Source organism: Oleiphilus sp. HI0086, from assembly GCF_001635225.1.
Genome location: NZ_LWFZ01001170.1, coordinates 1 through 9,327 on the forward strand (window position 1 = coordinate 1; position 9,327 = coordinate 9,327).

Below are 9,327 nucleotides of genomic sequence, written 5' to 3' on the forward strand. Positions count from 1 at the left end.
GATATGCTATCAGGCAATGCTTTTGGCGAAGCAGGCTGCCGTGTAGTTATTGAAGAATTTCTTGATGGCGAAGAAGCCAGCTTCATCGTTATTGCAGATGGTAAGAATATTCTACCGATGGCAACCAGCCAGGACCATAAGCGCGTTGGCAACGGCGACACTGGCCCAAATACTGGTGGAATGGGTGCCTATTCACCGGCTCCAGTTGTAACCCAGGAGATCCATGATCGCATCATGTCTGAAGTCATTATCCCAACCGTCGAAGGTATGGCGAAGGAAGGCAATGACTATACAGGCTTCCTCTATGCAGGTTTAATGATTTCAAAAGATGGCCAACCAAAAGTCATCGAATATAACTGCCGTTTCGGCGACCCTGAAACACAACCTATTATGATGCGCCTGCAATCTGATCTAATTACTCTATGCAATGCGGCATTGGATAAGACTCTCGATAAAACAACAACAGACTGGGATTCTCGCGCAGCAGTTGGCGTTGTCTTGGCCGCTGGTGGCTACCCAGGAAGCTACGACAAAGGCCTCATCATTAAAGGCCTAAAGCAAGGCGAGTCTGATGTTGCAAAAGTATTTCATGCAGGCACCAAACTCGATGGCGAGCAAGTAGCAACGTCTGGTGGCAGAGTATTATGCGCTACAGCTCTGGGCAACAATGTGACTGAAGCTCAGCAAAAGGCCTATCAGCTTGCACAAAATATCAGCTGGGAAGGTATGTTCTATCGAGATGACATTGCCTACCGAGCCATTGCCCGAGAGCAGCAGTCTTAAGGCAGCCAAACCCTGTAAACTAATCTGTCTGGGTGACCTATGAACTATAGCGACATAGAGAAATTCGCAAAAGAGCTAGCAATCAAAGCTGGCTCGATGATTAAGTCGGAACGAGCAAAAGGCTCACTCAGTCAGAATTACAAAGATCAACATGAGCTAGTAACATCTGCAGACATTGCAGCAGACAAACTAATCATCGAAGCTATTCAAGAAAAATTCCCTCACCACCGTATCATGTCTGAAGAGACATATACCGATACGAGCCAAGGCAAAGACCTAGCTGAACCCATCTGGATTATTGACCCCATTGACGGCACCGTTAATTATGCTCACGGCCACTTTATGGTCGCCGTCTCTATCGCATTCGCGTGTGAAGGTGAGGTACAAGTGGGAATTGTCTACAATCCGTTTCTGGACGAGTGCTATTCCGCTATTTTGGGGCAAGGCTCTTATTTGAATCAGAACAAGCTATCCGTCAGCAACCAAGACAATTTACGGAAAGCCCTGATTGCCACGGGTTTCCCTTACGATAAAAGCACCGTACCTGAAATCATGCGCCGAACAGAAAAGGTGCTGATGAAATGCCAAGACATTCGCCGCCTAGGCTCTGCTGCAATGGATATCTGCTGGGTTGCAAATGGCCGCCTTGACGGCTATTTTGAGTCACTGAGCCCCTGGGACTTCGCTGCAGCCAGACTGATTGCCCTTGAAGCCGGTGCACGCTGCGGCCACTTCACCCCAGTACCTGAAGGTATTCCTGCCTGCATCTACAACAACAACCTTCTCATTAGCACGCCAGCAATCTATGACGCTCTAGACGAAATTCTGGATTAGAGCTCGCTGAATCCAAGGCAAAAAAAAGGAGCCAAAATGGCTCCTAAAAAGTCCTTATAACAACTAGGGATTGGAAAGTGATGATTGGAGAGGCTCCGCGCAACTAAGTCACTTCCCCTTGCGCTGATAACTTAAGCCTAGCCAAGTTAAGCAATAATTCCTGTGCATCTTTCATTTCAACACCTTTTAACACCTAGCGTTACAGGCATCACGCCCTCTGTTACAAAACCAGGAACAGACACTTTGATAAACAAGAAAATATAAACATTAATTTATTCAACAAAACCAATGATTTATGTTGCAAAGCTATAATTTAGATTATATTATCCACTTAATGCACTGTTACATATAATTAAAGATAAACCTTAATATAGGCATGTCGCTGGGCGGTTTATATAGATCAGTGCAGAAAACAATAGAAACAAGCAACACAAAATCTCCTAAACCCTTAAAAATAAAAGGAAATTGGAGATATAGCAGAAAGATAGATAGGTACCATTATGTCACAAGAAGCCATTGCACTCCCTGAATGCAGCAGCGAATCCCCCAGAGTTGTAAGAGAAACTGTACGCCAACAACTAAGCAGTGATATTGAAGAATTTCTAAAAAGAGGTGGTAACGTAGAACGCGTTGATAATAACGTACGAGCTGACCCGCCAAAGAAGCCGACCATGAATTATGGCTCAGCACCAATCTAAGCCAGTACTACGTTAAAAGCGATAGCAGTACCGCTTAGCTTCTTCTTTCTTCCATCGCTCTCGGTAACTTTTTCATCTAAGAATATTACCGAGAGTGATAAAAGTGAATTTAAATTCACCCTATTCGCTATTTTCCTGTAAAAAGACCTGATTATTTCTAAAAAGACATTGCAGATTTCGAAATCTATGCGACAATTCGCACTCACTTTGAGACCTGCCACACACTATTACCGTCTCAAGGCACTCGCTTTTTTGTAGTCATGCACCTAAATGGATTCAGGTACAGGAGAATTGGGATTTAATGGACGCCTTTACTTTAATAATAAGCTTGACGCTTGCCGTCGCCGGTTCCTTTTTATATCGAGACTATTCACGTTTTCTCCGTGGCGCATACGCTAAATACGGAAAAGTAGTGTCAATCCATCAAGTATTCTCTAGCCTTACTTCTCATGCCGACAATAGTACTAGCCAAACCTACGTTAAAAATGGTTTTTACCCTGTCATTGAGTACCCGCATGAAGGAGGCCCGGTTCGCTTTACCGCAATTGACCACTTAGCCTCAGGCAACTTCCACGTTGGCGACAAAGTAAAACTTCGTATTCTCAAAACTCGCCGCAAACACTCACGTACTTGCAAAACTTTTATTGCACTGATATCAATGATTAGCTTGCTAAGCCTAGGCATGATAGGTGCTGCAATAACCAGCAGCATCTATATTTCATTTGGGCAGGTTCTACTTGCCTCAATGGTAATTGCTGCAAGTTTATCAATTATGGTTTTATATCAGCGCGACCAAGACCAGCATTACATTCACGAACTGAGCCATACTAAAAGCGGCCGAGCACAACTATGCATACCTGAACCCGCTGCTTTTAGGCACTGGAAGTCTGCGCTACAAGACCCTGTTCAACGAATAAAAATTCGCGGTTCACAATTATGCGGCGCGACCTGCATAGGCTCCGCACTTGTTATGCTAAGCATCGCTTTAATCCCAAGCATTCAATTATTACTTAAGCTAAGCATATAAGCGTACCTAGATCTCGAGTTCCCTGTATTTAGCGAAAAGCAAAATACTTCCAAAAATCCAGCCCCAGTTGACTTGCGTTATAGCCTTTCCTTCGGCATACCTGCTAATCTTAAGCACATAATATTTTTGATGATTGCCGGAGATAAAAAGTGTTTTCACCCAGCCAACGACAATTCCCTAACAGCCGACTCCGTCGCATGCGCTTTCAAGACTTTTCCCGTCGCTTGATGCAGGAAAATACACTAACAGCCAATGACCTGATTTACCCCATGTTTATTCTTGAAGGTGTAAATAAACGCGAAGCTGTTAGCTCTATGCCCGGCGTTGAACGCCTGAGTATTGACCTACTACTAAAAGAGGCGCAGCAGCTACTAGAGCTTGGTATCCCCGCCGTCGCACTATTTCCCGTCACCCCGAGTAATGCCAAGTCTCTTGATGCCAAAGAAGCTTGGAACCCCGAGGGCCTAGCCCAAAGAGCTGTACGAGCACTAAAAAAGGAATATCCGGAGCTGGGCGTGATTACCGACGTTGCCTTAGACCCCTTTACAACCCACGGCCAAGACGGAATTATCGATGATGATGGATATGTATTAAACGATATTACCGTTAACGCATTAGTTAAGCAGGCTTTGTCACACGCAGAGGCCGGAGCAGACATCGTTGCACCTTCAGATATGATGGATGGCCGAATCGCTGCGATTCGCAAAGAACTGGAAGCCGCAGGCCATATCAATACCTCTATACTTGCCTACTCCGCTAAGTATGCCTCTTCTTATTATGGTCCTTTTCGCGACGCAGTAGGCTCTGCTGGCAACTTAGGTAAAGCAGATAAAAAGACTTACCAAATGGACCCGGCCAATTCTGATGAAGCCTTGCACGAGGTCGCCATGGACCTTCAGGAAGGTGCCGACATGGTTATGATCAAGCCAGGCATGCCCTATCTCGATATTGTTTACCGTATCAAGACTGAACTCAAAGCGCCGACCTTCGTCTATCAAGTGAGTGGTGAGTATGCGATGCATATGGCCGCAATAGAAAATGGCTGGCTAGACAAGGATAAAATTATTCTAGAGTCACTACTTTGTATCAAGCGCGCTGGCGCCGATGCAATTCTGACTTATTTTGCCAAGGACGCTGCGAAACTTCTTAGCAAAGGATAAAGATGTAACAATGTTCAGCTAGAATGGATTATCGCCCCTTTTAAAATACTTGGAGAATACAGACAACAATGAGCACGACGCATGACGAGCAAACAGCAAATAATGAGCTCCCTGCTATAGACCTCCTTAACCACGAATACTACGTGAACAGGGAACTAAGCCATCTGCAGTTCAACCATCGCGTGCTCAAACAAACGATTGATACATCGCACCCTCTCCTCAACCGTCTGATGTTTAGCTGCATATTCAGTAGCAACATGGATGAGTTTTTTGAAATTCGTGTGGCCGGCCTAAAACATCAGATCAAATTTGGTCGGGAGACAATTGGGCCTGACGGACTAAGCCCTGAACAAACCCTAGAAAAAATCAAACATATCGCGACAGATTTTGTTCGTGAACAGTATGAGATTTTGAATGATGTGCTTCTGCCTGAGTTAAAAAAAGAGGGGATCAGTTTTCTAAGACGCCAGGAATGGAGTGAAGCTCAACATGAATGGTTAGCTAATTATTTCGATAACGAAGTACTACCGATTATTAACCCCATCGGTCTCGACCCTTCACACCCCTTTCCTCGCCTGGTAAATAAGAGTCTAAACTTTATCGTAGAGCTGGACGGAAAAGATGCTTTCGGTCGTGAAACCGGCCTGGCAATCGTTCCCGCCCCCCGCTCTTTACCCAGGCTTATTAAATTACCTGCGGAGATTTCCAAGGGTGATGAACTGGTATTCTTATCTTCAATTATTCACGCTCATGTTGACCAACTATTTCCCGGCATGTCAGTGCAAGGCTGTTACCAATTCCGTTTAACCCGAAATGCCGACTTTGAACTTGAACAAGAAGATATGGAGGATCTGGCCTCTGCATTAAAAGGGGAGCTGCTCTCGAGACGTTTTGGTGACGCTGTTAGATTAGAGCTTGCAGACAACTGCCCAGAGCATCTGATCTCTTTCTTGCTCAAAGAGTTTAAACTGAGTAAAGATGAACTGTATCAAGTGCGAGGCCCGGTTAACCTTTCTCGCCTAATGCAACTACCAGATTTAGTCGACAAACCTGAACTACTCTACCCGGCCTTCGCTCCAGGCCTGCCAAAGCCTTTAAAGAAAAGCAGCAATATTTTTTCAACTATAAAACAGAAAGATATTCTTCTGCACCACCCCTTCCAGAGCTTTACACCAGTTATCGATTTTCTTCGACACGCTGCCCTAGACCCCGATGTCGTTGCTATTAAACAAACACTTTACCGTAGCGGCGCTAATTCTGAAATTGTTGCCGCCTTGGTCGATGCAGCAAGACGCGGAAAAGAAGTCACTGCAGTAATAGAATTACGAGCCCGTTTTGACGAAGAAGAAAATATTGAACTAGCCAGCCGCCTGCAAGAAGCTGGCGCTGTCGTCGTTTATGGCGTAGTGGGCTATAAAACCCACGCCAAGATGATACTCGTAGCCCGACGCGAAGCCGAAGGTTTTAGGCACTATGTACATTTGGGTACGGGTAATTATCACGCAAAGAACGCCCGCCTCTATACAGACTATAGCTTTATGAGTGGTGATGAAGCTCTCGGGAAAGAGGTTCATAAAATATTCCAGCAGCTCACGGGTATGGGCAAAGCACTGAAGATCAAAAAACTATTCCATGCTCCTTTCACCTTACATGACTCTTTGGTTTCGATGATAGAAAGAGAAGCTAATAATGCCAAAGCAGGTAAAGCCTCAGGAATCACCATTAAAGTTAATGCAGTATCAGAACCCAAAATTATTCGGGCACTGTATCGAGCATCACAAGCAGGCGTGCCTATTAAGCTTATTGTCCGCGGCATATGCTGTTTACGTCCAGGGCTAGAGGGTATTTCCGAAACGATCGAAGTACGCTCTGTGATCGGGCGTTTCTTGGAGCACACTCGAGTTTATTGGTTCCACAATGATGGTAATGACCAGATCTATGGTGCCAGTGCCGACTGGATGACCCGTAACCTGTTAAAGCGTGTTGAAACCTGCTTCCCGATGGAAGATAAGAAGCTAGTAGAACGCGTGAAAGCCGAAATTGGCTTCTACCTAAGCGATAATTGCCAAAGCTGGATTATGGACACCGAGGGAAAATATCATTTGAACCAACCTGCCGAAGCCGAATCTCGAGTCTGCGCACAACAATATTTACTCGAGCACCTTGCCTCAACCTAAAGCCAAACCTGGCACTCTTCTTTTATCTGTTTTCAATACTTTAAAAGAAGAGTGCGATTCAGCCGACATTACCAAAGATTCAGTACATTTAGTTTAAATTCCGAATAGAATGGGCTAACTGGGTACCACAATAGATAATTTAAATAATAAATAGACGCTTCCCATGACTCCTTCTATACATATCAGATTACTGCTCCTGCTTATAACGTCAACCCTAACCTTCAGCACCTACGCATCGATCTCTATTACTGAGCCTCAACAGCCATCAGACTTATCATTTCAAACTGACGCTAAGAGTGAATACGATACCAAGCTAATTACACGTCTGAAAAAGTCTCAAGTTTTCGAACGCTTGCGAATATTTAGTGAACAAGACCTTATTTTAAAACAAAGCATCATTTATCACTTTCACCAAGCTGACCAGGCTACAACGAGCCAACCTTTAGCACTTGACACTGCAAGCTCGAACAACAAACAAACCAGCCAGGTTGATATAAAGATCGACATCCCCTTCTCCTTTCTATACCAACTAGATCAAGGCCTAATTGCCAAATACCCTCAACAAGAGGGTATACAAGAAGCGATATACAGCGCAGCCGTTGAAAAATATTTGTGGTTTGAACTAGGCAGAGCCTTGGTTAGTCAGTTTGATTTAGGCGTATCCGGGCAAGAAGTATTTGCACTGGATAACTTCTCGACCCTTATGCTTATCAACCTGAACCACCATGACAGCGACTTTATTCTGGAAGCAACGGAAGCATTTCTACTAATCAGGCAATCTATTCCTTATGGCGGCGAAGAAGACTACGAAGCTGAGGTTTCACTCGATGAGCAGCGCTACCGCAAAGCCGTTTGCTTAATACTCGGCAAAGACTATCTGGCTCGCGTGAACAGAACAGAGCAAGCCTATCATGAGCTATTAGAAGAGCTGGCATGGGATCAGAAAAAAATTGAACAGTGCCAAAAACTGTATCTGGAGAAGTTACAGACCTGGCTTGATGCCTTACAACCGCACCTCAGACAAGAGAATAGGCTCACCAGCTGGCTTGCTGCACACTAGTCTTAAAGGAAACAATTACAGTACTTTGAGCAGCGCCTCGCATTGCTGCTTTAAGGTTTGTAACTGCTCAGGAGGTAGGTCAAGCTTGCAAAGCATTTGCTCAGGTACCGCTTGCGCCTCAGCTTTTAGAGAGCGACCACTTTCAGTCAAAGTAAGAATTTTTACTCGCTCATCACGAAGACCAGGACTTCGACTCAATAAGCCTTTCGCTTCAAGACGCTTTAATAAAGGTGTTAAGGTTCCTGAGTCCAGATGAACCCGCTCCCCTAAATCACTGACGTTGATTTCGTCTTTTTCCCACAATACCATCATGACAATGTACTGAAGGTAGGTCAGGTCCAGTAATTTAAGGAATGGCCGATAGGCTCGAACCATCGCATTGGAAGCACTATATAAAGAAAAACAAACCTGTTTATCCAGGCGAAGAAGGTCTTCCGACATAAATAAAGCTTAGTACCAAACGATAAAGGTAGCCGCGGCACTTACACCACAGGTTTCAACGAATTCACTATGACGACAAACATGTTTACCAATCGCATAGCTCAAGCCAGCACCAACAATATACAGTTCCAAGTCCCTATCTTTTTGAAAGCTCTGACAGCCACCCATAAGCAGCGATACGGCAATCAGGACACATGCACTCAACTTTTTCATCAAACTCTCCCAGACCTCCTTTCGGCAATTAGAGGCTATCCTACAAATGACGCAAGTATAGAGCAAGCTTTCATCCCATGATACGTGAAGCAGTCAGCATCAAGCCCTAGATAATCATCGCTTTAGAGCGCAAACAAGCTGTATTAACTTAGAACTGACGCTGCATATTCCAGGTTCTCCGTTTCCGAAAAGTGGATGTTTGCTCACGATCTTTTTGTAAAATAATCACTTCCCCCCCCTCTCCCAGAATCGTTACAGGGGCATCATCACCCTCTATATGGTAAGCATTACCTTCAGTATCGCTATCACTAAGCACTCCATTTATTTCCAAGGAAGGGTCTTCATCATCTTTATCTTTTAAATACTTCGTGCCTGCTTTTTCTCCACCAGCTGCTTGCTCTAGTTGTTCAAGCGCATTTTTTCCCACGCCATCCTGTTGATCTTCTTTAGCCGAAGCCGCTGCACTATCTTTCATAGGAGAGTATGTATTCTTCGAAGCCTTATCGCTACTCTTCTCCAACTCATCCCTTGAGCGCATACTTGAAGGCTCAGTTGAATACTCTTGCTCCAAAGCTTCCACCGACTTCTGCGAAGTTTGCCTCTCTTTTTGCTTAGCCTGTGTTTTATCGGAAGGCTGCCCGAGCTTTTTTTGGGATGCCTTTTCAGCTTGTTTTTGCAAAGGTGATTCTGGCTCTATCTGCTTAGTAGCGGCCTGACTTTCTTTTTTGGCTTTCTTTTCCGCTGTCTCATTCTCTTTGCTCTGCTTCTCTTCAGGACTAAGCTTCTCAAGCTTTGACACATCTTCTTCAAGAGGAGATACTTCCGCCAATTGCCGGGTAGTACAGGCACTAGTAAGAAGCAGAAAAAGCAAACTAGCGAGAACAATACTATTTTTCATACCTGAGTCACTGATTTAGATAGCGAATTAACTCAC

At 44.6% G+C, this 9,327-nt stretch carries 10 protein-coding genes; 7 read left to right on the plus strand and 3 right to left on the minus strand.

Annotated elements, in window-relative coordinates:
* From purD to A3756_RS20470, 7 genes are all read left to right on the plus strand, one after another.
* Positions 1-783: phosphoribosylamine--glycine ligase (gene purD, locus A3756_RS20435; protein WP_068554472.1), on the plus strand; the 783-nt coding region annotated here is incomplete at its 5' end.
* Between the two features lie 39 nt (positions 784-822).
* Positions 823-1,617: an inositol monophosphatase family protein gene (locus A3756_RS20440; RefSeq protein WP_068512169.1), complete on the plus strand. Its 795-nt coding sequence runs from the start codon at positions 823-825 to the stop codon at positions 1,615-1,617.
* Between the two features lie 500 nt (positions 1,618-2,117).
* Positions 2,118-2,315: a hypothetical protein gene (locus tag A3756_RS20445; protein WP_068513514.1), complete on the plus strand. Its 198-nt coding sequence runs from the start codon at positions 2,118-2,120 to the stop codon at positions 2,313-2,315.
* A 301-nt stretch (positions 2,316-2,616) separates the two neighbouring features.
* On the plus strand, positions 2,617-3,342 hold the full coding sequence (locus tag A3756_RS20455) for a hypothetical protein (RefSeq protein ID WP_068513508.1): 726 nt from the start codon (positions 2,617-2,619) through the stop codon (positions 3,340-3,342).
* A gap of 149 nt (positions 3,343-3,491) precedes the next feature.
* Positions 3,492-4,502: a porphobilinogen synthase gene (gene hemB / locus A3756_RS20460; RefSeq protein ID WP_082865402.1), complete on the plus strand. Its 1,011-nt coding sequence runs from the start codon at positions 3,492-3,494 to the stop codon at positions 4,500-4,502.
* Between the two features lie 68 nt (positions 4,503-4,570).
* Entirely contained in the window at positions 4,571-6,679 is a 2,109-nt protein-coding gene (gene ppk1, locus A3756_RS20465) for a polyphosphate kinase 1 (RefSeq protein WP_068513504.1), read from the plus strand.
* 163 nt (positions 6,680-6,842) lie between these two features.
* Entirely contained in the window at positions 6,843-7,739 is an 897-nt protein-coding gene (locus A3756_RS20470; RefSeq protein WP_068513500.1) for a DUF4344 domain-containing metallopeptidase, read from the plus strand.
* A gap of 15 nt (positions 7,740-7,754) precedes the next feature.
* On the opposite strand, the gene A3756_RS20475 is transcribed toward A3756_RS20470, so the two are convergent.
* The 3 genes from A3756_RS20475 to A3756_RS20485 all read right to left on the minus strand — a co-directional run bounded on the left by A3756_RS20475 (position 7,755) and on the right by A3756_RS20485 (position 9,291).
* The gene (locus A3756_RS20475; RefSeq protein WP_068513497.1) at positions 7,755-8,180 is read right to left on the minus strand and encodes a MarR family winged helix-turn-helix transcriptional regulator; all 426 of its coding nucleotides are present in this window, start codon (positions 8,178-8,180) and stop codon (positions 7,755-7,757) included.
* Between the two features lie 9 nt (positions 8,181-8,189).
* Positions 8,190-8,393, minus strand: a complete 204-nt coding sequence (locus A3756_RS20480) for a hypothetical protein (protein WP_068513493.1) — start codon at positions 8,391-8,393, stop codon at positions 8,190-8,192.
* Positions 8,394-8,541: 148 nt separating this feature from the next.
* Positions 8,542-9,291 carry a hypothetical protein gene (locus tag A3756_RS20485; RefSeq protein ID WP_068554474.1) on the minus strand — a complete coding sequence of 250 codons (750 nt, stop codon included), beginning with the start codon at positions 9,289-9,291 and terminating at the stop codon, positions 8,542-8,544.
* Positions 9,292-9,327 lie beyond the last annotated feature (36 nt).

Coding starts and splice junctions, on each gene's coding strand:
- A3756_RS20445 (WP_068513514.1), top strand. CDS start 2,118: ATGTCACAAGAAGCCATTGCACTCCCTGAATGCAGCAGCGAATCCCCC.
- A3756_RS20440 (WP_068512169.1), top strand. CDS start 823: ATGAACTATAGCGACATAGAGAAATTCGCAAAAGAGCTAGCAATCAAA.
- A3756_RS20485 (WP_068554474.1), bottom strand. CDS start 9,291: ATGAAAAATAGTATTGTTCTCGCTAGTTTGCTTTTTCTGCTTCTTACT.
- A3756_RS20470 (WP_068513500.1), top strand. CDS start 6,843: ATGACTCCTTCTATACATATCAGATTACTGCTCCTGCTTATAACGTCA.
- A3756_RS20480 (WP_068513493.1), bottom strand. CDS start 8,393: ATGAAAAAGTTGAGTGCATGTGTCCTGATTGCCGTATCGCTGCTTATG.
- A3756_RS20455 (WP_068513508.1), top strand. CDS start 2,617: ATGGACGCCTTTACTTTAATAATAAGCTTGACGCTTGCCGTCGCCGGT.
- A3756_RS20475 (WP_068513497.1), bottom strand. CDS start 8,180: ATGTCGGAAGACCTTCTTCGCCTGGATAAACAGGTTTGTTTTTCTTTA.
- ppk1 (WP_068513504.1), top strand. CDS start 4,571: ATGAGCACGACGCATGACGAGCAAACAGCAAATAATGAGCTCCCTGCT.